The organism is Amycolatopsis mongoliensis (assembly GCF_030285665.1).
GTDB lineage: Bacteria > Actinomycetota > Actinomycetes > Mycobacteriales > Pseudonocardiaceae > Amycolatopsis > Amycolatopsis mongoliensis.
In genome coordinates, this window is the sequence record NZ_CP127295.1 from 5,729,021 (window position 1) to 5,751,497 (window position 22,477).

The window sequence follows — 22,477 nt, forward strand, 5'->3', positions numbered from 1 at the left end:
GGCGGGACGACCAGGCGTTTTTGTCGGTGCCGGGTGGTATCAACAGCGGGTGCCTCCGCCGACGATCAGTACCCAGCAGCGCCGGAACCGCCTCGCCGTCCGGCACCACCTGGCCGCACCCGCGGCCACGGTCTCCGACGCCGTGGCCGGGGTCGTGGCCCTGCACGCCACCGACCCGGCGACCGTGCACCTTTCGGCGTGCGCGCGCCTCGCCGCACCGGCGATCGCTGCGGTGGAACGAGCGCTGTACGAAGACCGCACCCTGCTGCGGCTGCTGGGCATGCGCCGCACGGTGTTCGTCACCGGGCTGGACACGGCGGCGCTCGTGCAGGCGGGGTGTTCCGCGGACATCGAGGTCAAGCAGCGGAAGCTCCTGGAGCAGCACCTCGGGCAGCAGGGGCACCCGGAGAACGTGCCGGAGCCGGGGAAGTGGCTGCTCGACGTCGAGGCGTCGGTCGAGGCGGCGCTGCGGGCCCGCGGCTCGGCGACGGCGCAGCAGCTCAGCGAGGACGAGCCCCGGTTGCGGCAGCAGCTGCTGATGGCGGCCGGGAAGCCGTACGAGGCGATCGGGAACGTCACCAGCCGGGTGCTGTTCCTGCTCGCGGCGGGCGGCCGGATCGCGCGCGGCCGCCCGCGGGGGAGCTGGATCAGCAGCCAGTACGTCTGGCACCCGCTGGACGAGTGGGTGCCCGGGCTGCCGGAGTGGGACGCGGAGGAGGCGCGGGTGGAGCTGGCCCGCCGCTGGCTGCGCGCGTACGGCCCGGCACCGGCGACGGACCTGCGCTGGTGGACGGGCTGGACGGCGGGGCAGACGAAGAAGGCTCTGGCCGCGTTGTCGCCGGTGGAGGTCGACCTCGACGGCGCGCCCGCCGTCGTGCTGCCGGACGACCTCGAGCCGGTGCCCGAGCCGCCGCCGTGGGTGGCGTTCCTCCCGGCGCTGGACCCGACGCCGATGGGCTGGCAGGAACGCGACTGGTACGTGGGTGCGCACCGCCCGGCGCTGTTCGACCGCAGCGGCAACATCGGCCCGACGGTCTGGCTGAACGGCCGCGTGGTCGGCGGCTGGGCCCAGCGCCGCTCGGGCGAGATCGCGGTCCGGCTGCTGGAGGACGTGGGTGCGGAGGCACGAGCGATGGCCGAGGCGGAGGCGGACCGGTGCGCGGAGTGGTTCGGCGAGGTCCGGGTGACGCCCCGGTTCCGGACTCCGCTCGAACGCGAGCTGGCGGGGTAGCGGGCTGCCGGACCGTGCGCCGGCGGGCAGGCGGGGCGCCGGGGCGGGAGTCGTCCCCGGCGCCGGTCCACGCGGTCGCTGGATCGGTCGAGTCATCGACCTCACGTCCCCGCGCCACCGGCCCGTCGGAACCCCTTCCGGGCCCGCTCGCACGGAAGATCGACTGAATCGGTCCAGAGGCGCGGTCGGCTCACCGTCGAGTCCCTCCCGGCACCCGTCACTCCCAGGCGGAATCGGGAAACTTCCGGCGTCGCCGGGTGGCTGCGACCCAGGTGTCGATCACGTGAACAACACCCCTCCCGCGACCCCGGCTTCTTAATCGATTCTTGACCCGTTCGCCAAGTGGTGGAAGTCTCGTCAGGGCAGTCAGGGACGCGCATGCCCGCACGCTAGGGTTGCCGCGAGCCCGCAAGTCACGGCCGGACGCCCCGGCCGATCCTCAGAGGAGTGGCAGCAGTGACCGTTCGCGTAGGTGTCAACGGCTTCGGCCGGATCGGCCGCAACTTCTTCCGCGCCGTCAAGGCGAGCGGCCACGACATCGAGGTCGTCGCGTTCAACGACCTCGGCGACGTCGCGACCATGGCCCACCTGCTGAAGTACGACTCCATCCTGGGCCGGTTCCCGGGTGAGGTCAGCGTCAGCGACGAGGGCATCGTCGTCGACGGCAAGACCATCAAGGCCCTCGCCGAGCGCGACCCGGCCAACCTGCCCTGGGGAGACCTGGGCGTGGACGTCGTCGTCGAGTCGACCGGCTTCTTCACCAACGCCGACGCCGCCAAGGCGCACATCGCCGGCGGTGCCAAGAAGGTCATCATCTCCGCGCCCGCCAAGGGCGAGGACCTGACCGTCGTCCTCGGCGTCAACGACGAGAAGTACGACGGCTCGCAGGTGATCATCTCCAACGCCTCCTGCACCACCAACTGCCTCGGCCCGCTGGCCAAGGTCCTCAACGACGCCTTCGGCATCGAGCAGGGCCTGATGACCACGATCCACGCGTACACGCAGGACCAGAACCTGCAGGACGGCCCGCACAAGGACCTGCGCCGCGCCCGCGCCGCCGCGCTGAACGTGGTGCCCGCCTCGACCGGCGCCGCGAAGGCGATCGGCCTGGTGCTGCCGGAGCTGCTCGGCAAGCTGGACGGCTACGCGCTGCGCGTCCCGGTGCCGACAGGCTCGGCCACCGACCTCACGGTGACCCTGAAGAAGGCCGCCACCGTCGACGAGATCAACGCCGCCTACAAGGCCGCCGCCGAGGGCCCGCTGGCCGGGATCCTGCGCTACTCGGTCGACCCGATCGTGTCCTCGGACATCGTCACCGACCCGGCGTCCTGCATCTACGACTCGCCGCTGACCAAGGTCATCGGCAACCAGGTCAAGGTCGTCGGCTGGTACGACAACGAGTGGGGCTACTCCAACCGCCTCGCGGACCTGATCAAGCTCGTCGGTTCGAAGCTCTGACCCGATGACCGTCAAGAACCTCGACGACCTGCTGGGCGAGGGCGTTCAGGGCCGGTACGTACTCGTGCGGTCCGACCTGAACGTCCCGCTCGACGGGGATCGCATCACCGACGACGGCCGGGTCCGCGCCGCGCTGCCGACGATCAAGAAGCTCGCCGACGCGGGCGCGAAGGTCGTCGTCACCGCGCACCTCGGCCGCCCCAAGGGCGAGCCGGACCCGAAGTACACGCTGGCCCCGGTGGCCAAGCGGCTCTCCGAGCTGCTCGGCGCCGAGGTCGCGCTCGCCGGTGACCTGGTCGGTGAGTCCGCGAAGGCGCTGACGGGCGGCCTGGTTGGCGGTCGTGTCGTTCTGCTGGAGAACGTGCGCTTCGACGCGCGCGAGACCAGCAAGGACGCCGTGGACCGCTCCGAGCTGGCCGCCGAGCTGGGCGCGCTCGTCCCGGGCGGCGCGTTCGTCTCCGACGGCTTCGGCGTCGTCCACCGCAAGCAGGCCTCGGTCTACGAGGTCGCTTCGGTGCTCCCGGCGTACGCGGGCGGCCTGGTGCTGGCCGAGCTGGACGTGCTGAAGAAGCTGACCGACGACGTGCAGCGGCCCTACGTGGTCGTGCTCGGCGGCGCGAAGGTGTCCGACAAGCTCGGCGTCATCGCGAACCTGCTGACCAAGGTCGACCGGCTGCTCATCGGCGGCGGCATGGCGTACACGTTCCTCAAGGCCCAGGGCCACGAGGTCGGCCAGTCGCTGCTGCAGGCCGACCAGCTCGACCAGGTCAAGGGCTTCCTCGCCGAGGCCGAGAAGCGCGGTGTCGAACTGGTGCTGCCGGTCGACGTGCTGGCCGCGACGGAGTTCTCGGCCGACGCCGAGCACGAGGTCGTCGACGCCACCGCGATCCCGGCCGACCGCCAGGGTCTCGACATCGGCCCGCGCAGCCGGGAGCTGTTCGCCGGCAAGCTGGCCGACGCGAAGACCGTGTTCTGGAACGGCCCGATGGGCGTTTTCGAGTTCGAGGCGTTCTCCGGCGGCACGCGCGCCGTCGCGGAGGCGCTCGTCGCGAGCGACGCGTTCACCGTGGTCGGCGGCGGCGACTCGGCCGCCGCGGTGCGGCAGCTGGGCCTGCCCGAGGACGGCTTCTCGCACATCTCCACCGGAGGCGGGGCCTCGCTCGAGTACCTCGAAGGCAAGGAACTGCCGGGCGTCGTCGCCCTGGAGGAGAAGAACTAGTGGCACGCAAGCCGTTCATCGCCGGCAACTGGAAGATGAACCAGAACCACCTCGAGGCGATCGCGCTGGTGCAGAAGATCGCCTTCGCGCTGCCGGAGAAGTACTACGCGAAGGTCGACGTGGCGGTGCTGCCGCCGTTCACCGACATCCGCAGCGTGCAGACCCTGGTCGACGGCGACAAGCTGTCGCTCACCTACGGCGCGCAGGACCTCTCGCCGCACGACGCGGGTGCCTACACCGGCGACATCTCCGGCGTGATGCTGGCGAAGCTGGGCTGCAAGTTCGTCGCGGTCGGGCACTCGGAGCGGCGCGAGTACCACGCCGAGACCGACGAGCTGGTCAACAAGAAGGTCAAGGCCGCGCTCAAGCACGGCATCACGCCGATCCTCTGCATCGGGGAGAAGCTCGAGGTCCGCGAGGCCGGCGAGCACATCCACCACACCACGACGCAGCTGATCGAGGGCCTGAAGGGCCTCAAGGCCGAGCAGGTCAAGGACGTGGTCGTCGCGTACGAGCCGGTCTGGGCGATCGGCACCGGCAAGGTCGCCTCCTCGGCCGACGCCGAAGAGGTCTGCAAGGCCATCCGGGCCACCCTCCAGGAGAAGTACGGCGACGAGGTCGCTTCGTCCGTCCGGGTGCTCTACGGGGGATCGGTGAAGTCGGGCAACATCAGCGAGCTGGTGGGCTGCGAGAACATCGACGGTGCCCTGGTCGGCGGAGCGAGCCTCGACGGCGAGGAGTTCACGAAACTCTGCGCACTCGCCGCGGGCGGGCCGCTGCCCTGATCGAGGCCACGACCGGGTAGCCTGTGTATCCGGTCCGTCACACAGCAGTGGACGAGTCCAGGGGTACGGTGGTGGTCGGAAACGACCATGCCGTACCCCTGCATTCTCCTAGAGCCCAGAGGATGACATGAAGCTGTTCCTGCAAATCCTGTTGATCGTCACCAGCGTCTTCCTGGTGGTCGCGGTGCTGCTGCACCGGGGCCGGGGCGGTGGCCTGTCGTCGCTGTTCGGCGGCGGGATGCAGTCGAGCCTGGCCGGGTCGAGCGTGGCCGAGAAGAACCTCGACCGGATCACCCTGCTGCTGGGCGCGGTCTGGCTGATCAGCATCGTGGGCCTGGGTCTGCTGCTCAAGGTGTGAGGCGTCCGGCGCTCCGCCGTCGATCGCGACCGGGTCACGACGGCAGGGCGCAGTGATTCGGCGTGCCTATTGGGGGGCGCGCCGCCGATTCCTAGGTGTGAGGATTCATGGTTGGCGGTAACGCGATTCGAGGCACCCGGGTGGGTGCCGGTCCTACGGGCGAATCCGAACGAGGTGAATCGGCGCCGCGGCGCCGGGTCGGCTACTGGTGCGCCAACGGGCACGAAGCCCGGCCGTCGTTCGCGCTCGACGCGGAGATCCCCGACGAGTGGGACTGCCCCCGCTGCGGGCTCCCGGGCGGGCAGGACGAGAAGAACCCGCCGGCCGCACCCCGGACCGAGCCCTACAAGACGCACCTGGCGTACGTGAAGGAGCGACGCAGCGACGCCGACGGCGAGGCCATCCTGGCCGAAGCCCTCGAGCGCCTGCGCCAGCGCCGGGAGATCATCTAAGCAGTGCCGGCCGAAAGCCACCCCGGGAGACCTCGGGGTGGCTTTTCGTGCGTTCAGCCAGGCTTCGGGTGTGAGCGAGAGGTCGACACGCGTGATCCGGGAGTCGACACGACGCTGCACGCTGTGTCGACCCTTCAATCACGAGTGTCGACTCCGCAATCACGCGTGTCGCCCCTCTGATCACGCCGGTCAGCGGTCCAGCGGATACCGGGCCCGAACCCGGAAGCCGCCGTCCTCCATCCCCGACGTCTCGAAGCTCCCGCCCAGCAGCCGCGCCCGCTCGGCCAGCCCCGTCAGCCCGTGCCCGCCCGACGGCAGCTTCTCCGACGGCCGGTTCGCGCGCTCGTTGCGGACCTCGATCTTGAGCGCCCCGTGCTCACCCTGGATGCGGATCGTCGCCGTCGCGCCCGGGGCGTGCTTGTGGACGTTCGTCAGGCACTCCTGCACCGTCCGGTAGGCCGCCGCCGACACCTGGTTCGGCAGGGCTTCCGGCAGGTGCTCCACCGACAGGTGCACCGGGACCTCCGACGTCCGGATCAGCCGGTCGAGGTCGTTGATCCCGGGTCGCGGACCGTCGTCGTCGGCGTCCGAGCGCAGCACGCTCAGCAGGGAGCGCAGCTCCTCCAGCGTCCGCTTGCTGAGCGTCCGGATGACCTGCGCGGTCTCCTGCGCGTGGTTGTCGGCGGTCTGGGCCTGCAGCGCGCCGGCCTGCATCGCGATCAGCGTGATCTGGTGCGAGACGACGTCGTGCATCTCGCGCGCCAGCCGGGCGCGCTCTTCGGCGCGGACGGCGTCGGCGTGGAAGCGGCGCTCGCGGTCGCGGCTCGTGGCCAGCTCGGCGAGTTTGTTGGAGATCTCGGTCCGTGCCCCGATGAGCAGGCCGATCGCGATCGGCATGCCGGCGACGAGGACGCCGTAGATGCCGTCCAGGATGTGCTCGCGCCAGCTGAGCTCGGCGAAGTCCTCCAGGGGCCACTGCACGAACCGGCAGCACCACACCAGCGCTGCGCCGACCCAGACCTGCCAGTGCAGCTGGCGGCGGGTGGCGAGCATGCCGAGCGTGATCATCGACGCGAGCTGCGCCCAGCCGGCCAGGAAGCCGGGGACCGCGACGAGCACGGCGAGGAACGGGAACTTCCGGCGGAACACCACCGCGAGACAGGCGGCGCCGGAGAGCCAGATCGAATAGGGCTGGGCCTTCTCGGGGATCACCAGCCAGACGTCGAGCACGGCCAGGAGGACCGCGGCCGCCTCGATGGCGAACGTGACCACAGCGGGCCGGGGTACCGAGCCGAACAAGCTCAGCCCGCGCTTGCGCACCCGCTCGGCGGCCGATGGCCCCGAGCCGGCGATCGAGATGCCTGGAATCGAGAGTCCCTCTGTACTCATCGCTGGCGACCCCATTCGTCTTGTGGACTTGTTGGTGAGAGGTGCTCAGGGCCCGATCGGGACGCGCAGCAACGGACAAATGTGCGGATGCTAACGAGGTCGCATACGAAGACGGTAAGTTTCACCCGTTGTCGGAGTTTCGGCGTCCGAATTCCGCAGTCGACTGGTCCGTCCGGGGGATAGCCGCGGAGGGGTGCTACCGAGCGTGGGAGCGCAGCTCCCCACTGTGCACCGGGACGACCACATCGTGGGAATCATGTTACCCACGTGTGGTCGCCCGGCGGTAGGTCGTCAGGCCGCCATGGACCTGAGGTCGTCGCTGAGCAGGTCGTGCAGTCCGGTGGCGCAGGCCTTCGCCGTCTCGATCGACCGCGGCAGCATCCCGGCCTCGTACGTCCGGACGGCCTCGTCGACGCTCGGCGCGGTGGCCAGTGCGGTGGCGAGCTCGGTGCCGTCCAGCAGGGCCAGGTTCGCACCGACGCCCAGCGGCGGCATCAGGTGCGCCGCGTCGCCGAGCAGCGTGAGCCCGGGCGTGTGGGTCCAGGCGTGCGGCACCGGGAGGACGTGCAGCGGCCGGTGCGTGAACCCGCCGTCGAGGTCGTGCAGGAACCCGAGCAGGCTCGGGTGCCAGCCGGCGAAGCGCTCCAGCAGGTGCGCGCGCACCGCTGCGGTGTCGGCGAAGTCGAGGCCGGCGGCCCAGTCTTCGGACGCGTAGAAGACGGCGTAACACCGGATGTGGCCGTTGCTGTTGCGCTGCGCGACGAGCGCCTGCCCGTCGACCTTCGTCATCATGGTTCCCTGGCCGGTCAGGGCGGCCAGGTCCGGGTGACGGCGGTCGGCGTCGTCGAGGCCGAGCTCGACGAACGTCACGCCGCTGTACTCGGGCCGGACGCCGGTGAGGGCCTGGCGGACGCGGGACCACGCGCCGTCCGCGCCGACGACCAGGTCGGACTCCGCGGTGGTGCCGTCGGCGAACGTCAGGGTGCCGGGCGCGACCTCCGCGACCGGCCGTCCCCACCGGACGGTGCCGGGGGAGAGTGAGTCGAGGAGCAGCCCGCGGAGCTGGCCGCGGTCGATCTCGGGACGGAAGTCGTCGCCTTCGGTGGGGACCTCGTCCATGACGACGTCGCCGCTGTGCGGGTCGAGGGCGCGCATCTGCTGGCCTTCGGGGCGGGCGAGCTCGCGGAACCGGTCGTGCAGGCCGGCGGTGCGGAGGGCGACCTGGCCGGTGTCGCCGTGCAGGTCGAGCGTGCCGCCCTGGGTCCGGGCGTCGGCCGAGGCTTCTTGTTCGAAGACGGTGACGTCGAGGCCGTGCAGCTGCAGGACGCGGGCGCAGGCGAGTCCGCCCAGGCCGGCGCCGACGATGGCGATGGAGTTCATGACTTCCCCCTGGAAGTTCGGTGCCCCCGGCTGGTCCGGCGGCTTGGAGTCAGAAAAGCACAGTGACTCAAAAGGTGCAATGACTCAACTTTCGAAGTGAGTCCACCATCACGTAGGCTGAGGGCATGACCGAAGTGATCGGGCGCCGCGAGCGCAAGAAGGCGCAGACCCGCCAGGCGCTGGCCGACGCCGCGCTGGAGCTGTTCCTCGAACGCGGCTACGACGAGGTCGGGGTGAAGGACGTGGCGGATGCCGCCGACGTCTCGGTGACGACGTTGTTCAAGTACTTCCCCAGCAAGGAGGCGCTGCTGTTCGACCAGGACGACGACATCGAGGCGGCGCTGGTCCTGGCGGTGCGCGGCCGGCCGCCGGGGCACACGATCGTGGACGCGCTGCGGGAGCACATGCTGCGCGACAGCGCCGACGGCGGCCCGAGCGAGGAGTTCGTGCGGCTGATCGAGAGCACGCCGACGCTGCGCGACTACGCCCGCCGGATGTGGATGCGCCACGAGACGGCGCTCGCCCGGGCGATCGCGGAGGAGACGGGCGCCCCGGAGGGCGACGTGTCCTGCGCGGCACTGGCACGGTTCGCGCTGGCGTCGCGAGAGCTGATCGTGGGCGCGGAGAACCCGCGCCGGGCGGCGGAGGAGATCTTCGGCAACCTGGGCCGCGGCTGGCGGGTGAAGTGAGGCAGGGGAGCGGGCGGCGCGCACTGGGCGTCGGCGGAGAGCTGCGGCTACCGCACGAAGTAAGCCACCACCCCGAAAGCCGTGAAGACCTCCTTACCGGCGCCAAGAGCCGGTAAGGAGGCCTTCACGGACCACCGAAGTCAGGCAGTCGGCGGCTGATAGACCTTCGTCAGCTTGCCGGCCGCGGCGCGGTCGAGCAGCCACAGCGTCCGGCGGTGCCCACGAGCCCCGGCCACCGGCAACTGAACCTCGCCGGCCCCGGCCAGTGCCAACGCCACCGCGTCGGCCTTCGCCGAGCCGGCCGTCATCAACCACACGTCCCGGGCCTGCCGGATCGCCGGCAGCGTCAGCGAAACCCGGGTCGGCGGGGGCTTGGGGCAGTTGCGCACCGCCACCACCGACCGTTCGGTCTCGTAGACCGCCGGGGACTCCGGGAACACCGATGCCGTGTGCCCTTCGCCGCCCAGGCCCAGCAGCATGATGTCGAACGACGGCACGTCGCCGTGGTCCTCCGGGCCCGCGTTGTCCGCCAAAACGCGAGCGTAGGCCTCAGCCGCCGCGTCCACGTCATCGCCGAACTCGCCGTCCGACGGCGCGATCGCGTGGACGCGCTTCGGGTCGAGCGGGACGTGGTCGAGCAGGGCCTCGCGGGCCTGCTTCTCGTTCCGCTCGTCCGAATCCGCCGGGACGAACCGTTCGTCGCCCCAGTAGATGTCCAGGCGGGACCAGTCGATCGCGTCCCGGGCCGACGACGCCCGCAGCTCCGCCAGCACCGCGATCCCCGTGCCGCCGCCGGTGAGCACCAGCGACGCCGAGCCCTTGGCCGCCTGGACGTCCACCAGCCGCGTGACCAGCCGGGCGGCCGCCGCGGCCGCCAGGAGGTCCTGGTTCGCGTAGACGACGACTTCCGTCTTGCTCATTTCTTCGCGCCCGAAGCGGCCGCCGCGGCCGGGGACGTGACGTCGGCCTTGGGCGGCGCCCCCGTCTTGCCGTTCGTGCCGGACGTGATCTTGCCCAGCCCGTGCAGCGACGCCTCGTAGACCTCGTCCGGGTCGAGCCGGCGCAGCTCCTCGACCAGGCAGTCCTGGGTGTTGCGGCGCTGCAGCGCGATCCGCCGGGTCGGCTGGCCCGGCTGGGTCAGCGTGCCGACGCGCCCGTCCGGCCGGTGCAGCTCCACCGGCCCCGAGCGGCGGTCCAGCGTCACCGAGATGATCCCCGCCGCGCCCGAGCTCTTGACCCGCTTGACCGGCACCTTGAGGTACTCGGCCAGCCAGGCCGCCAGCAGCTCGGTGGACGGCGAGTCGGCCTCGCCGGTCACGGTCGCGCCGGTGACCTTCTCGTACGGCGGCAGGTCCAGCGCCGAGACGAGCTGCGCGCGCCAGTGCGTCAGCCGCGTCCAGGCCAGGTCTGTGTCGCCCTCGGTGTACGCCTTCGCCCGCGTGGTCAGCGCTTTGACCGGGTTCTTCTCCGCGGCCGAGTCGGTGATCCGGCGCTGGGCCAGCTCGCCGAGCGGGTCCTTGTCCGGGGCCTTCGGGCCGGCGCCGGGCCACCAGGTGACGATCGGCGCGTCCGGCAGCAGCAGCGGCACCACCGCGCTCTGGCCCTGCGTGGCCAGCGGGCCGTAGAGCCGCAGCACGATGACCTCGCTCGCGCCGGCGTCGCCGCCGACCCTGATCTGGCCGTCGATGCGCGGCGCCGCCGTGCGCGCGCCCTTGGCCACCACGATCACCCGCGACGGGTGCTCGCGGCTCGCGCCGTTGGCCGCTTCGATGGCCTCCTCGAGCTTGGCGTCGTCGTCGGCCACGATCACCAGCGTCAGGACCCGCCCGAGCGCCACTTGCCCGCCCTGTTCGCGGATCTCCACCAGCTTCTTGTTCAGTGCCGAAGTCGTGGTGGACGGCAGGTCGATGATCACGGGCGCCTCCATTTCCGGCCGGTGCGCTCCAGCATTTCGTCGGCGGACGGCGGGCCCCACGTGCCCGGCGGGTACTGCTCGGGCGCGCCTTCCTTGGCCCAGTGCTCGAGGATCGGGTCGAGGATCTTCCAGGACAGCTCGACCTCTTCGTTGACCGGGAACAGCGACGGCTCACCCAGCAGGACGTCCAGGATCAGCCGCTCGTAGGCCTCGGGGGAGGACTCGGTGAACGCGTGCCCGTACCCGAAGTCCATCGTGACGTCGCGGACCTCCATCGTGGTCCCCGGCACCTTCGAGCCGAACCGCAGCGTGATGCCCTCGTCCGGCTGCACTCGGATGACCAGGGCGTTCTGCCCCAGCTCCTCGGTCGACGTCGAGTCGAACGGCAAGTGCGGCGCCCGCTTGAACACCACGGCGATCTCGGTGACGCGGCGGCCGAGCCGCTTGCCGGTGCGCAGGTAGAACGGCACCCCGGCCCAGCGGCGGCTTTGCACCTCGAGGGTCACCGCGGCGTAGGTCTCGGTCTTCGAGTCCTTCGCGAAACCCTCTTCCTGCAGCAGGCCGGGCACCTTCGTGCCGCCCTGCCAGCCGCCCGCGTACTGGCCGCGCGCGGTGGTCTTGCTCAGCGGCCCGATCGCGCTGGTGCCCGAGAGCACCTTGATCTTCTCCGCGCGCAGGGCCCGCGGCGCGAACGAAAGCGGCTCCTCCATCGCGGTGAAGGCCAGCAGCTGCAGCAGGTGGTTCTGGATGACGTCGCGGGCCGCGCCGATCCCGTCGTAGTACCCCGCGCGCCCGCCGAGGCCGATGTCCTCGGCCATGGTGATCTGCACGTGATCGACGTAGTTGGCGTTCCAGATCGGCTCGAACAGCTGGTTCGCGAAGCGCAGCGCCAGGATGTTCTGCACCGTCTCCTTGCCGAGGTAGTGGTCGATGCGGAACACCGACTCCTCGGGGAAGACGTCGTTGACGATCGCGTTCAGCTCTTCGGCGCTCTTCAGGTCGTGCCCGAAGGGCTTCTCGATGACGACGCGCCGCCAGGTGTTCTCGTCGGCGTTCGCCAGCCCGGAGCGGGCCAGCTGCTTGGTCACCACCGGGAACGCGCTGGGCGGGATCGACAGGTAGAACGCGGTGTTGCCGCCGGTGCCGCGTTCCTCGTCGAGGTCCTTGACCGTCCGCGCGAGCCGGTCGAAGGCGTCGTCGTCGTCGAAGGTGCCCTGCACGAACCGGATGCCTTCGGCGAGCCGGTTCCACACCGACTCCTTGAACGGCGTCCGCGCGTGCTCCTTGACCGAGTCGTGCACGAGCTCGCCGAAGTCCTGGTGCTCCCAGTCGCGACGGGCGAACCCGACGAGCGAGAAGCCGGCGGGCAGCAGCCCGCGGTTGGCCAGGTCGTAGATGGCGGGCATCAGCTTCTTGCGGGCCAGGTCGCCGGTGACGCCGAAGATCACCAGGCTGGACGGCCCGGCGATGCGCGGGAGCCGCTTGTCCCGCGGATCGCGAAGGGGATTGGTCCACGTCATGCGGTGACCTCCTGTACCGCGCGGACGACGGCCGCGAGGCCCGCGGCCCGGTCGGTCAGGTGCAGGCGCAGCACCGGGCGGCCGTGCTCGGCGAGCACCTGCCCGTCGCCGAGCGCCTGGGCGTGCTGCAGCTGGCCCAGCGTGTACGGCCGGTCCGGCACGTCGAGGTCCTGCTCGACGGCGCCGGTGAGCTGCAGGAAGACGCCGTTCTGGTGCCCGCCCTTGTGGTACTGGCCGGTGGAGTGCAGGAACCGCGGTCCCCAGCCGAACGTCGTCTGCAGGCCGGTGCGCTTGGCGATCTCGCCGCGCAGCAGCGCCGTCGACGCGTCCTCGAGCCGGTCGAGGTAGGCCTGCACCGCGACGTAGCCCGCGTCCGGCGCCGAAGCGAAGAACGCGCGGAGCACGTCGGTCAGGCTGCCCTCGGTGGACACCCCGTCGCTGCCGAAGATCTCGACCGGACCGTCCACAGCGGACGCCGTCTCGCCGCCCTTCAGCTTCTCCGGGTCGTCCAGCAGCGCGCGCGCCGCCTTCTTCGCGGCTTCGACGTCGGGCTGGTCGAACGGGTTGATCCCGAGCAGCCTGCCGGCCAGCGCCGTCGCGAACTCCCAGAGCAGGAGCTGCGCACCGAGCGAGCCGGTGACGGCGATCTTCGCCGCGCCCTGCGGGCTCCCGACGGCGACCGCGGTGGCGTCGGACTTCGCGTCGGCGAAGCCGGGTGCCTCCGTGCTCTCGACCGCGACCGGCAGCAACCCGGTGCCCTGCTTGCCGGTGGACTCCGCGATCAGCTGCTCCGCCCAGTCGGGGAAGCCCTTGATGCCGGAACCGGAGTCGGCCAGCACGACCTTCTCCGCGCCCGCTTCGTGCGCGGCGGCCCACGCGGCGGCCAGCTTGACCGCCGGGTTGGCCGTGTTGTCGGCGGCGAGCTCCTCGGCCACCGAGGCGGCCTGGTCGAGCAGCCGGGCGACGTCGGCGCCGGCGAGGCCGGCCGGGACGAGCCCGAACGCCGTCAGCGCCGAGTAGCGGCCGCCGACGTGCGGGTCGGCGAGGAAGGTCTTGCGGTAACCCTCCTTTTCGGACAGTTCCTGGAACGGCGAGCCCGGGTCGGTGACGACCACGATCCGCCGCGCCGCGTCGATCCCCGCGTCGGCGAACGCCTTCGCGAAGATCCGCCGGTGGCTGTCGGTCTCGACGGTGCCGCCCGACTTCGACGACACCACGATCACCGTGCGCTCGAGGTCACCGGCCAGCGCGTCGGCGACCTGGCCGGGGTCGGTGGTGTCGAGCACGGTCAGCGCGACGCCGTCGGTGGCGGTGATCACCTCCGGCGCCAGCGACGAGCCGCCCATGCCGGCCAGCACCACGCGGTCGACGCCCTCGGACCGCAGTTCGGTCCGCAGCGCCTCGATCTCGCCGATCAGCGGCCGGGACGACTTGTGCAGCGTCGTCCACGACAGCCGGATCGACGCCTCGGATTCGGCGTCCGGCCCCCAGAGCGTGGCGTCCTGGGCCGCCAGCTTCGAAGCGGCCTGGTCCGCGACCAGCCGTTCGGCCAGGGGCGCAGCACGCTCCGCCAGTTCGGCGTCCACGATCTCGACGCCGGTCTTTTCCCCTGTCGTCATGTCGTGCTTCAGCCCTTCACGTTCTCGAGCTGGCCGTTGACGGTCTCGAGCAGTTCCGTCCAGGACTTCTCGAACTTCTCGACGCCCTCGTTCTCCAGCGTGAGGAACACGTCGGTGATGTCGATGCCGACGGCCTCGAGCTTGTCGAAGACCTCCTGCGCCTCGGCACCGCGCCCGGTCACCTGGTCGCCCTTGAACTCGGAGCTCTCGGCGACGGCGTCCATCGTCTTCTCCGGCATGGTGTTGACGGTGCCCTTCACCACCAGGTCGTCGACGTAGAGCGTGGGGGAGTAGTCCGGGTTCTTGACGCCGGTCGAGGCCCACAGCGGGCGCTGCGCGTGGGCGCCGTCGGCCGCGAGGGCCTTCCAGCGGTCCGTGGCGAACAGTTCCTCGAAGGCGGCGAAGGCGAGCCGCGCGTTGGCGACGGCGGCCTTGCCGCGCAGGGCCTTGGCCTCGTCGGTGCCGATCGCGTCGAGCCGCTTGTCGATCTCGGTGTCCACCCGGGACACGAAGAACGACGCGACCGAGTGGATGCCGCGCAGGTCGTGGCCGTTGGCCTTCGCCTGCTCCAGGCCGGCGAAGAAGGCCTCGATGACCTTCTTGTAGCGCTCGACGGAGAAGATCAGCGTGACATTGACGCTGATGCCCTCGGCCAGCGTCTTGGTGATCGCCGGCAGGCCCTCTTCGGTGGCCGGGATCTTGATCAGCACGTTCGGCCGGTCCACGGTCTTCCACAGGTCCTGCGCCTCGGCCACCGTCTTGTCGGAGTCCTTGGCCAGCCGCGGGTCCACTTCGATGGACACCCGGCCGTCGACCCCGTTCGTCGCGGTGTAGATGTCGCGGAACAGGTCCGCGGCGTTGCGCACGTCGGTCGTGGTCAGCTCCCGGATGGTCGCCTCGACGTCGGCGCCGCGGGCGGCGAGCTCCTTCGTCTGCTCGTCGTACGCCTCGCCCTTCGACATCGCGTTGGCGAAGATCGTCGGGTTGGTCGTCACGCCCACCACGTGCTTGTCGCGGATCAGGCCGGCCAGGTTGCCCGTGTTCAGGCGTTCCCGCGAAAGGTCGTCGAGCCAGATCGATACGCCGGCCTCGGACAGCTGCGCGAGCTTGTCGGTGCTCATTGCTGCGTCACTTCCTCTTCAGTTCTTGGTGTTGGCGATCGAGCGGCGGGCCGCCTCGACGACTGCTTCCGCGGTGAACCCGAACTCACGGAACAGTGTGGCGGCATCGGCGGAGGCGCCGAAGTGCTCGATCGAAACGTTCACCCCGGCGTCACCGGTGAAGCGGTGCCACGACTGGGCGATGCCCGCCTCGACGGACACGCGGGCCTTCACACCGGCCGGGATGACGGACTCGCGGTAGGCCGCGTCCTGCGCGTCGAACCACTCGACGCACGGCATGGACACGACGCGCGCCTTGACGCCGTCGGCCTCGAGGGTCTTCTTCGCCTCGACGGCGAGCTGGACCTCGGAACCGGTGGCGATCAGGATCACGTCCGGCGTGGCAGTAGCGTCTTCGGAGTCGGCCAGGACGTAGCCGCCCTTCTTGACGCCCTCCGCGCTGGTGCCCTCGAGCACCGGCACGTTCTGGCGGGTGAGCGCCAGGCCGGACGGGTGGTGGACGTCCTCCAGTACGGCCTTCCACGCGTAGGCGGTCTCGTTGGCGTCCGCCGGGCGGACGACGTTGAGGCCCGGGATCGCGCGCAGTGCGGAGAGCTGCTCGATCGGCTGGTGCGTCGGCCCGTCCTCGCCGAGGCCGATCGAGTCGTGCGTCCAGACGTAGGTGACCGGCGCCTTCATCAGCGCGGCCAGCCGGACCGGCGGGCGCATGTAGTCGGAGAAGATGAGGAACGTCGCGCCGTACGGGCGGGTGCCGCCGTGCAGCGCGATCCCGTTGAGGATCGAGCCCATGGCGTGCTCACGGACGCCGAAGTGCAGCGTCCGGCCGTACGGGTTGGCCTGCCACATCTCCGTGGTGGCCTTCTCGGGGCCGAACGAGTCGGCGCCCTTCATCGTCGTGTTGTTGCTCTCGGCCAGGTCGGCCGAGCCGCCCCACAGCTCCGGCAGCGGCTCGGCGAGGGCGTTGAGGACCTCACCCGAGGCCTTGCGGGTCGCGACACCCTTGGCGTCCGGCTCCCAGTGCGGCAGGTTGTCGGCGAAGCCCTCCGGCAGCGTGCGGGTCTTCAGCCGGTCGCCCAGCTTCTTGCGCTCCGGGTTCGCGGCGCCCCACGCCTCGTACTTCTCCTGCCATTCGGCGTGCGCGATCTTGCCGCGCTCGAGCGCCTGGCGGGTGTGCTTGAGCACGTCGTCCTCGACCTGGAACGACTGCTCCGGGTCGAAGCCGAGGATCTTCTTGACCGCGGCGACCTCTTCGGCGCCCAGCGCGGCGCCGTGCGCCTTGCCGGTGCCCATCTTCTTCGGCGCCGGGTAGCCGATCACGGTCCGCAGCGCGATGAAGGACGGGCGGCCCGTCTCGGCCTTCGCGTTCTTGATGGCCTCTTCGATCGCGACGACGTCTTCGCCGCCTTCGACGACCTGGGTGTGCCACCCGTAGGCCTCGTAGCGCGCGACCGTGTCCTCCGACAGGGCGATGTTCGTGTCGTCCTCGATGGAGATCTTGTTGTCGTCGTAGAAGACGATGAGGTTGCCCAGCTCCTGGCGGCCCGCGATGGACGAGGCCTCGGAGGTGACGCCCTCTTCGATGTCGCCGTCGGAGGCGATCACGTAGATGTGGTGGTCGAAGATGCTCTCGCCGGGCGCCGCGTCCGGGTCCAGCAGGCCGCGCTCGCGGCGGGCGGCCATCGCCATGCCCACGGCGTTCGCCAGGCCCTGCCCCAGCGGGCCGGTGGTGGTCTCGACGCCGTCGGTGTGCCGGTACTCGGGGTGGCCCGGGGTCTTGGAGCCCCACTTGCGCAGCTGCTTGAGGTCCTCGAGCTCGAGGCCGTAGCCGGCGAGGAACAGCTGGATGTAGAGCGTCAGGCTGGAGTGCCCGGCCGACAGGACGAACCGGTCGCGGCCCGGCCAGTGCTGGTCGTTCGGGTCGTGACGCAGCGTGCGCTGGAACAGCGTGTAGGCCAGCGGCGCCAGGCTCATCGCGGTGCCGGGGTGGCCGCTGCCACAGTTCTCGACCGCGTCCGCGGCGAGCACCCGGACGGTGTCCACGGCGCGGGTGTCGGTGTCGGTCCAGTCGGCGGGGACGTTACGCCGGAGGAGTGGGTTGTTCTCGCTGGTAGGGGCGGTTTCGGACACTGAACTCCAACTCCCGGTCATGATGGTTGCGGCTGGTCTTCCTCGTTCCGGTTACCCGTGCGCACGGACATGTATCTCAATCGATCCCGAAGGGTCGATATTCCTGCTCGCGGCCGTGCGCGGGGCAATCGCGGCCCGTCGCGGCCAGCCTAGTGCTTGGACCCGTTCCAGACCCGCGATCACCCACGGGATTCACCACGTCTAACATCGTTCGAGGGTTCAGTCCGGCGGTTTCAGCGGCTCCACCACCTCCGCCGGGGCAGGGCCCACCCGAACCTGACGCAGGGAGTGAAATGTCGTTGGTGAACGCTGCGCACGGACGCAGTGAAGACACCAGCGCCGTGCACCCGACCGGTGAACGACCGCACGGTGACCGGCGAAGCATCCGCCGGATCGTCGGCGCCTACGCCGCACTGGCGAAGCCGCGGGTGATCGAGCTCCTGCTGGTGACCACCATCCCGGCGATGTTCCTCGCCGGCCGTCAGATCCCCTCGCCGTGGCTGGTCCTGGCCACGCTGGTCGGCGGGACGATGGCCGCGGGCAGCGCGAACGCGCTCAACTGCGTGATCGACGCGGACATCGACAAGGTGATGAACCGCACGAAGCGGCGTCCGCTGGTGAAGGACTCGGTGCCCCGCCGCGGTGCACTGGTCTTCGGCCTGGTCATGGGCGTCGCGTCGGCCGTGGTGCTCTATTTCACGGTCAACCTGCTGTCGGCGATCCTGGCGGTCGCGACGATCCTCTTCTACATCTTCGTCTACACGCTCGGCCTCAAGCGGCGCACGTCACAGAACGTGGTCTGGGGCGGCGCGGCGGGCTGCATGCCGGTCGTCATCGGCTGGGCGGCCGTCACCGGCACCGTGCAGTGGCCGGCGTTCGTGATGTTCGGCGTCATCTTCTTCTGGACGCCGCCCCACACGTGGGCGCTGGGCATGAAGTACCGCGACGACTACGAGCGCGCGGGCGTCCCGATGCTCCCGGTCGTCGCCACGGCCCAGCACGTCGCCCGCCAGATCGTCATCTACTCGTGGGTGATGGTGGCGTGGACGCTGCTGCTGCTCCCGGTGACGTCCTGGCTGTACGGCACGTTCGCCATCCTGGCGGGCGGCTGGTTCCTCTTCTACGCGCACAGCCTGCAGGCCGCGGTGCGGCGCGGTGAAGAGACGAAGCCGATGGCGCTGTTCCACCGGTCCAACACGTACCTGATGATCGTGTTCGTGGCGCTGGCGGTCGACTCGGCCATCGGCCTGCCGACCCTCGGTCTCCCGTTCTGAGCCCGGCGGAGTTCTTCGCCGACATCATCGAGTCGGGCACCGTCCTCGGCGCCGACCACACGTGGTCACCCGAGCGGGTGGTGCAGCTGCTCGGCGACGACTTCGGCGACAACCCGTCGGACTGCTCGCTCGGCCGTGACCGCGGCCCCGAGACGGTCAACGGCGTGCTCCGCGACCGCTGCGGCGCCTTCCCCGGTCCGGTGACGTTCGACCAGGTCGGCGCGCTGCTGACCGAGCGGGGCGTGCCGCTGGCCGAAGTGCCGTGCCCGGCGGACCCCGACGAGATGCGCACGTACTGGCAGCCGGATTCGACGACCATGGTCTACGTGGTGTCGGGGTCCAGCTACGGCAACGCCGGCGACGTGTGCAAGGTGATCAGCCCGGACACGCCGTGATACCGCGCCTGTCCAAGGACCGCGTGGTGGTGGTGCTGGCGGCCGTCGTGGTCCTCGGCCTCCTGGCGTTCATCGGCCGCGGCAAGGTGTCGCTCGACACGACCACGCTCCTCGGTGGCGGGTGCACCCTGCCCGCCCGGATCACCGCGGTCCCCGGCAGCGCGGGCGCGGCCCCGGACGGCGGCGGGGTGCGGATCGCCGAACAGGCAGCGGGGGTCGCGGTGCTGGAGAACACCAGCGCCCAGGTCGCCCACCGGATCGCGGTGACCTCCGGCCCGCGGACGGTCGAGGTGCCGCTGCTCACCCCGGGAGAGCGGATCGGGGTCGTGCTCGACCGGCCCGTGCTCGGCCCGGTCACCTGGCTGACCCCGGAGTCGCTCGGCGGCTTCACCCCGGTGACCGCGACCGTCGTCCCCGGCGGAGTCCGCTACCACTCGGCGAACTGCCGGGCGCTGACCAGCCGCGGCGCGGCCGTCGTCCACCGCGACGCGACCGGCCGGATCACCGGCGGCGAGCAGCTGCCCGCGGCGAGCGTGTCGTGCGCGGTGGGGGAGAAGGAACTGCCGGCCGCCCTCGTTCCCGGCACCGAGGTCTACCCGTACTGCGCCCTCGGGCCGGAATGATCCCGCCGCCGGCGTCGTTACACTTGACCGGCTCTTTTCCTTGAGGCGAAAGCAGGATCCTCTTGTCCGTGTCCTCGGACGGCTTCACCGCCGAGCTCGCCCGCGAGCAGGCCTACGTCACCACCCTCTACGCGAAGCTCGACGCCGAACGCGTCGAGGCCCAGCGGCGCCTCGACGAAACCCTCCGCCAGACCGGCGGCACCCCGCAGGCCCGCACCGAGCGCGACGTCGCCACCACCCTCTACACCGACCGCCTCGCCCAGCTCGGCTCCGTCGAACAGGGGCTGGCCTTCGGGCGGCTCGACTTCGTCCCCGGCAACGCCGAGGAGACCACCTACATCGGCCGGCTCGGGCTGTTCGACGAAGACGACGACTACCGGCCGCTGCTCGTCGACTGGCGGGCGCCCGTCGCGCGGCCCTTCTACCTGGCCACCGCGGCGTCGCCCGAAGGCGTGCGCCGGCGGCGGCACCTGCGCTCGCTGACCCGCAAGGTGACCGGCTTCGACGACGAGATCCTCGACCTCACCGCCGCCGACCATGGGCAGGACCTCGGGCTGGCCGGCGAGGCCGCGCTGCTGGCCGCGCTCGAACAGCGGCGCACCGGCGAGATGAGCGACATCGTCGCCACCATCCAGGCCGAGCAGGACCGCATCATCCGCGCCCCGCTGGGCGGCGTCATGGTCGTGCAGGGCGGCCCGGGCACCGGCAAGACCGCCGTCGCGCTGCACCGCGCGGCCTACTTGCTCTACACGCACCGCCAGCAGCTCACCACCCGCGGCGTGCTCGTCGTCGGGCCGAACAGCACGTTCCTGCGCTACATCGGGCAGGTGCTGCCGTCGCTCGGCGAGACCGGCGTGCTGCTCGCCACGATCGGCCAGCTCTACCCGGGCCTGGACGCCGACGGCGTCGAGTCGCGCGAGACCACCGAGGTCAAGGGCCGGCTGGTGATGGCCGAGGTGCTCGCCAACGCCGTGCGCGACCGCCAGCGCGTGCCCGAGCCGGTCCTGGAGATCGAGTACGAGCACGACGTCCTCAAGCTGGACCGCAAGACGTGCACCGACGCCCGGACCCGTGCCCGCCGCTCGCGGCGCCCGCACAACCCGGCGCGGCGCCTGTTCGTCTCCGACGTCCTCGACGCGCTGACCCGCCAGGCCGCCCGGAAGCTGGGGGAGGACCTCCTCGACGGGCAGGACCTCCAGGACATCCGCGCCGAGCTGGCGGCGGACGAGCAGGTCGCTGCCGCCATCGACTCGCTGTGGCCGGTGCTGACCCCGGAAGGCGTGCTCGACGACCTGTTCGCCGACCGCGAACGGCTGGCCAGCGCCGCCCGGAAGCTGCTCCCGGCGGAGGACCGCGCGCTGCTCGAGAGCGGCCGCGAAGCTCGCTGGACGCCGGCCGACGTGCCCCTGCTCGACGAGCTGGCCGAGCTGATCGGCGTCGACGACACCGAGGCCCGCGTCGAGCGCAAACGTCGTGAGCGCGAGGACCGCGCGTACGCCGAGGGCGTGCTCGACATCCTCGAACAGGACGAGGAGATCATCGACGAAGAGCTGCTGCGCGTCTCCGACGTCCTCGACGCCGAGCTGTTCGCCGAGCGCCAAGTGGCGCGCAGCGAGCTGACCGCCGCCCAGCGCGCCGCGCAGGACCGGACGTGGACGTTCGGGCACGTGATCGTCGACGAAGCGCAGGAGCTGTCGGCGATGGACTGGCGGCTGCTCATGCGCCGTTCGCCGAACCGGTCGATGACCCTGGTCGGGGACGTCGCGCAGACCGGCGCGGCCGGCGGCGCGCGGTCGTGGGGCGAGGCGCTCTCGCCGTACGTCGCGGACCGGTGGCGGCTCGAGCAGCTGACCGTCAACTACCGCACGCCCGCGGAGATCATGGCGATCGCGGCGCGCGTGCTCGCGGAGGTCGACCCGGCGTTGTCGGCGCCGTCTTCGGTGCGGGAGACCGGAGTGCCGCCGTGGTCGGCGCGGCCGGCGTCGCTCGCCGGGGAGCTGCCCGGGCTGGTGGCGCGCGAGCTGTCCGAAGTGGACGGTGGCACGGTGGCGGTCCTGGTGCCCGCCCCTCGGTTCGACGACGTGTCGTCGTGGCTTTCGGAGCACGACGAGCGGCTGAGCGTGCTGACGGTCGAGCGGGCGAAGGGCCTGGAGTTCGACTCGGTGGTGCTGGTCGCGCCGGACGAGGTCGTGGCGGGCTCGCCGCGCGGGCTCAACGACCTGTACGTGGCCCTGACGCGCGCTACGCGGCGGCTCGGCGTGGTCGCCACGGGTGACGACGTCCCGGCACTCTCCGTGCTTGGCTAGGGTGCCCGGCATGCAGAAGATCGGGAAGATCGTGGTCGTCGCCGCGGCGGCGCTGTCGCTGGCCGCATGCGGGCAGGACGCCAAGACCCAGACGGCCGCCCCGGCGGGCCCGCCCGTCCCGTCGTCCGGCGCCGCCCAGGCGACCCAGAGCAAGGGCCGCGAGTGCACGGCGGACGACATCAAGACGACGGGGAAGTTCGGCGAGGTGCCGACGATCACGATCCCCGACACCTGCGACCCGCCGAAGAAGCTGATCACCAAGGACCTGTCCGAGGGCACCGGCGACGGCGCCAAGGCGGGGCAGAAGCTGAAGATGAACTACCTGCTGGTGACGTGGTCGGACAAGCAGAAGCTCGACAGCTCGTTCGACCGCGGCCAGACGTTCGACCTGAACCTCGGCGCGGGCGAGGTCATCCCGGGCTGGGACCAGGGCCTGGCGGGCATCAAGCAGGGCGGCCGCCGCCTGCTGATCATCCCGCCGGACCTCGCGTACGGCGAGGGCGGCCAGGGCATCAAGCCGAACGAGACGCTGGTCTTCGTGACGGACGCGGTCGCGGTCACCTCGGACAAGGGCTGAGTCCAGGTCCGTGAATGGCACATCGAGGGACTTCAAGTC

General features: G+C 71.0%; 20 protein-coding genes. 12 read left to right on the forward strand and 8 right to left on the reverse strand.

Annotation, left to right across the window (positions count from 1 at the left end):
• The first annotated feature begins 49 nt into the window (after positions 1–49).
• The 6 genes from QRX60_RS27885 (at position 50) to QRX60_RS27910 (ending at position 5,503) form a co-directional block, all read left to right on the forward strand.
• A complete protein-coding gene (locus QRX60_RS27885) occupies positions 50–1,231 on the forward strand; it encodes a winged helix DNA-binding domain-containing protein (protein ID WP_285994390.1) in 1,182 nt (393 codons plus the stop codon).
• Between the two features lie 456 nt (positions 1,232–1,687).
• Positions 1,688–2,689, forward strand: a complete 1,002-nt coding sequence (gap, locus tag QRX60_RS27890; RefSeq protein WP_257919317.1) for a type I glyceraldehyde-3-phosphate dehydrogenase — start codon at positions 1,688–1,690, stop codon at positions 2,687–2,689.
• A gap of 4 nt (positions 2,690–2,693) precedes the next feature.
• Complete coding sequence (locus QRX60_RS27895; protein ID WP_285994391.1) at positions 2,694–3,908, forward strand: phosphoglycerate kinase; 1,215 nt, start codon at positions 2,694–2,696, stop codon at positions 3,906–3,908.
• The gene (gene tpiA / locus QRX60_RS27900) at positions 3,908–4,693 is read left to right on the forward strand and encodes a triose-phosphate isomerase (RefSeq protein ID WP_285994392.1); all 786 of its coding nucleotides are present in this window, start codon (positions 3,908–3,910) and stop codon (positions 4,691–4,693) included. The genes QRX60_RS27895 and tpiA overlap by 1 nt, the downstream gene beginning before the upstream one ends.
• A gap of 127 nt (positions 4,694–4,820) precedes the next feature.
• Positions 4,821–5,051 carry a preprotein translocase subunit SecG gene (gene secG, locus QRX60_RS27905; RefSeq protein ID WP_086845181.1) on the forward strand — a complete coding sequence of 77 codons (231 nt, stop codon included), beginning with the start codon at positions 4,821–4,823 and terminating at the stop codon, positions 5,049–5,051.
• 107 nt (positions 5,052–5,158) lie between these two features.
• Complete coding sequence (locus tag QRX60_RS27910; protein ID WP_086671261.1) at positions 5,159–5,503, forward strand: RNA polymerase-binding protein RbpA; 345 nt, start codon at positions 5,159–5,161, stop codon at positions 5,501–5,503.
• 189 nt (positions 5,504–5,692) lie between these two features.
• Here QRX60_RS27910 and QRX60_RS27915 read toward each other — a convergent pair whose 3' ends face one another.
• Entirely contained in the window at positions 5,693–6,892 is a 1,200-nt protein-coding gene (locus QRX60_RS27915) for a sensor histidine kinase (protein WP_285994393.1), read from the reverse strand.
• A 291-nt stretch (positions 6,893–7,183) separates the two neighbouring features.
• A complete protein-coding gene (locus tag QRX60_RS27920; protein ID WP_285994394.1) occupies positions 7,184–8,272 on the reverse strand; it encodes an FAD-dependent oxidoreductase in 1,089 nt (362 codons plus the stop codon).
• A 125-nt stretch (positions 8,273–8,397) separates the two neighbouring features.
• On the opposite strand from QRX60_RS27920, the gene QRX60_RS27925 reads away from it, so the two are divergent.
• Positions 8,398–8,961 carry a TetR/AcrR family transcriptional regulator gene (locus QRX60_RS27925; protein WP_285994395.1) on the forward strand — a complete coding sequence of 188 codons (564 nt, stop codon included), beginning with the start codon at positions 8,398–8,400 and terminating at the stop codon, positions 8,959–8,961.
• Between the two features lie 140 nt (positions 8,962–9,101).
• Here QRX60_RS27925 and pgl read toward each other — a convergent pair whose 3' ends face one another.
• Genes pgl through tkt form a run of 6 tightly spaced genes read right to left on the reverse strand, consistent with a single transcriptional unit; the run spans position 9,102 to position 17,263 of the window.
• The gene (gene pgl, locus QRX60_RS27930) at positions 9,102–9,881 is read right to left on the reverse strand and encodes a 6-phosphogluconolactonase (protein ID WP_285994396.1); all 780 of its coding nucleotides are present in this window, start codon (positions 9,879–9,881) and stop codon (positions 9,102–9,104) included.
• Positions 9,878–10,876: a glucose-6-phosphate dehydrogenase assembly protein OpcA gene (gene opcA, locus QRX60_RS27935; RefSeq protein WP_285994397.1), complete on the reverse strand. Its 999-nt coding sequence runs from the start codon at positions 10,874–10,876 to the stop codon at positions 9,878–9,880. Before opcA ends, pgl begins: the two co-directional genes overlap by 4 nt.
• Positions 10,873–12,396 carry a glucose-6-phosphate dehydrogenase gene (zwf, locus tag QRX60_RS27940; RefSeq protein WP_285994398.1) on the reverse strand — a complete coding sequence of 508 codons (1,524 nt, stop codon included), beginning with the start codon at positions 12,394–12,396 and terminating at the stop codon, positions 10,873–10,875. The genes opcA and zwf overlap by 4 nt, the downstream gene beginning before the upstream one ends.
• Entirely contained in the window at positions 12,393–14,015 is a 1,623-nt protein-coding gene (locus QRX60_RS27945) for a glucose-6-phosphate isomerase (protein WP_285994399.1), read from the reverse strand. The genes zwf and QRX60_RS27945 overlap by 4 nt, the downstream gene beginning before the upstream one ends.
• 8 nt (positions 14,016–14,023) lie before the next feature.
• Positions 14,024–15,136, reverse strand: coding sequence for a transaldolase (tal, locus tag QRX60_RS27950; RefSeq protein WP_285994400.1), 1,113 nt, complete (start codon positions 15,134–15,136; stop codon positions 14,024–14,026).
• Positions 15,137–15,154: 18 nt separating this feature from the next.
• A complete protein-coding gene (gene tkt, locus QRX60_RS27955) occupies positions 15,155–17,263 on the reverse strand; it encodes a transketolase (protein ID WP_285994401.1) in 2,109 nt (702 codons plus the stop codon).
• 293 nt (positions 17,264–17,556) lie between these two features.
• Here tkt and QRX60_RS27960 point away from each other — a divergent pair, with 293 nt between their 5' ends.
• The 5 genes from QRX60_RS27960 to QRX60_RS27980 all read left to right on the forward strand — a co-directional run bounded on the left by QRX60_RS27960 (position 17,557) and on the right by QRX60_RS27980 (position 22,438).
• Positions 17,557–18,537, forward strand: coding sequence for a heme o synthase (locus QRX60_RS27960; RefSeq protein ID WP_285994402.1), 981 nt, complete (start codon positions 17,557–17,559; stop codon positions 18,535–18,537).
• Positions 18,538–18,614: 77 nt separating this feature from the next.
• Positions 18,615–18,932: a hypothetical protein gene (locus QRX60_RS27965; RefSeq protein ID WP_285994403.1), complete on the forward strand. Its 318-nt coding sequence runs from the start codon at positions 18,615–18,617 to the stop codon at positions 18,930–18,932.
• Complete coding sequence (locus tag QRX60_RS27970; protein WP_285994404.1) at positions 18,929–19,555, forward strand: hypothetical protein; 627 nt, start codon at positions 18,929–18,931, stop codon at positions 19,553–19,555. The genes QRX60_RS27965 and QRX60_RS27970 overlap by 4 nt, the downstream gene beginning before the upstream one ends.
• Before the next feature lie 62 nt (positions 19,556–19,617).
• Positions 19,618–21,861, forward strand: coding sequence for a HelD family protein (locus QRX60_RS27975; RefSeq protein WP_285994405.1), 2,244 nt, complete (start codon positions 19,618–19,620; stop codon positions 21,859–21,861).
• Positions 21,862–21,871: 10 nt separating this feature from the next.
• On the forward strand, positions 21,872–22,438 hold the full coding sequence (locus QRX60_RS27980; RefSeq protein ID WP_285994406.1) for an FKBP-type peptidyl-prolyl cis-trans isomerase: 567 nt from the start codon (positions 21,872–21,874) through the stop codon (positions 22,436–22,438).
• Positions 22,439–22,477 lie beyond the last annotated feature (39 nt).

Excerpts from the sequence above, each read along its gene's own strand:
- QRX60_RS27895 (WP_285994391.1), top strand. The coding sequence starts at position 2,694 with ATGACCGTCAAGAACCTCGACGACCTGCTGGGCGAGGGCGTTCAGGGC.
- secG (WP_086845181.1), top strand. The coding sequence starts at position 4,821 with ATGAAGCTGTTCCTGCAAATCCTGTTGATCGTCACCAGCGTCTTCCTG.
- QRX60_RS27910 (WP_086671261.1), top strand. The coding sequence starts at position 5,159 with ATGGTTGGCGGTAACGCGATTCGAGGCACCCGGGTGGGTGCCGGTCCT.
- QRX60_RS27915 (WP_285994393.1), bottom strand. The coding sequence starts at position 6,892 with ATGAGTACAGAGGGACTCTCGATTCCAGGCATCTCGATCGCCGGCTCG.
- QRX60_RS27920 (WP_285994394.1), bottom strand. The coding sequence starts at position 8,272 with ATGAACTCCATCGCCATCGTCGGCGCCGGCCTGGGCGGACTCGCCTGC.
- QRX60_RS27925 (WP_285994395.1), top strand. The coding sequence starts at position 8,398 with ATGACCGAAGTGATCGGGCGCCGCGAGCGCAAGAAGGCGCAGACCCGC.
- pgl (WP_285994396.1), bottom strand. The coding sequence starts at position 9,881 with ATGAGCAAGACGGAAGTCGTCGTCTACGCGAACCAGGACCTCCTGGCG.
- zwf (WP_285994398.1), bottom strand. The coding sequence starts at position 12,396 with ATGACGTGGACCAATCCCCTTCGCGATCCGCGGGACAAGCGGCTCCCG.
- QRX60_RS27945 (WP_285994399.1), bottom strand. The coding sequence starts at position 14,015 with ATGACGACAGGGGAAAAGACCGGCGTCGAGATCGTGGACGCCGAACTG.
- tal (WP_285994400.1), bottom strand. The coding sequence starts at position 15,136 with ATGAGCACCGACAAGCTCGCGCAGCTGTCCGAGGCCGGCGTATCGATC.
- QRX60_RS27960 (WP_285994402.1), top strand. The coding sequence starts at position 17,557 with ATGTCGTTGGTGAACGCTGCGCACGGACGCAGTGAAGACACCAGCGCC.
- QRX60_RS27980 (WP_285994406.1), top strand. The coding sequence starts at position 21,872 with ATGCAGAAGATCGGGAAGATCGTGGTCGTCGCCGCGGCGGCGCTGTCG.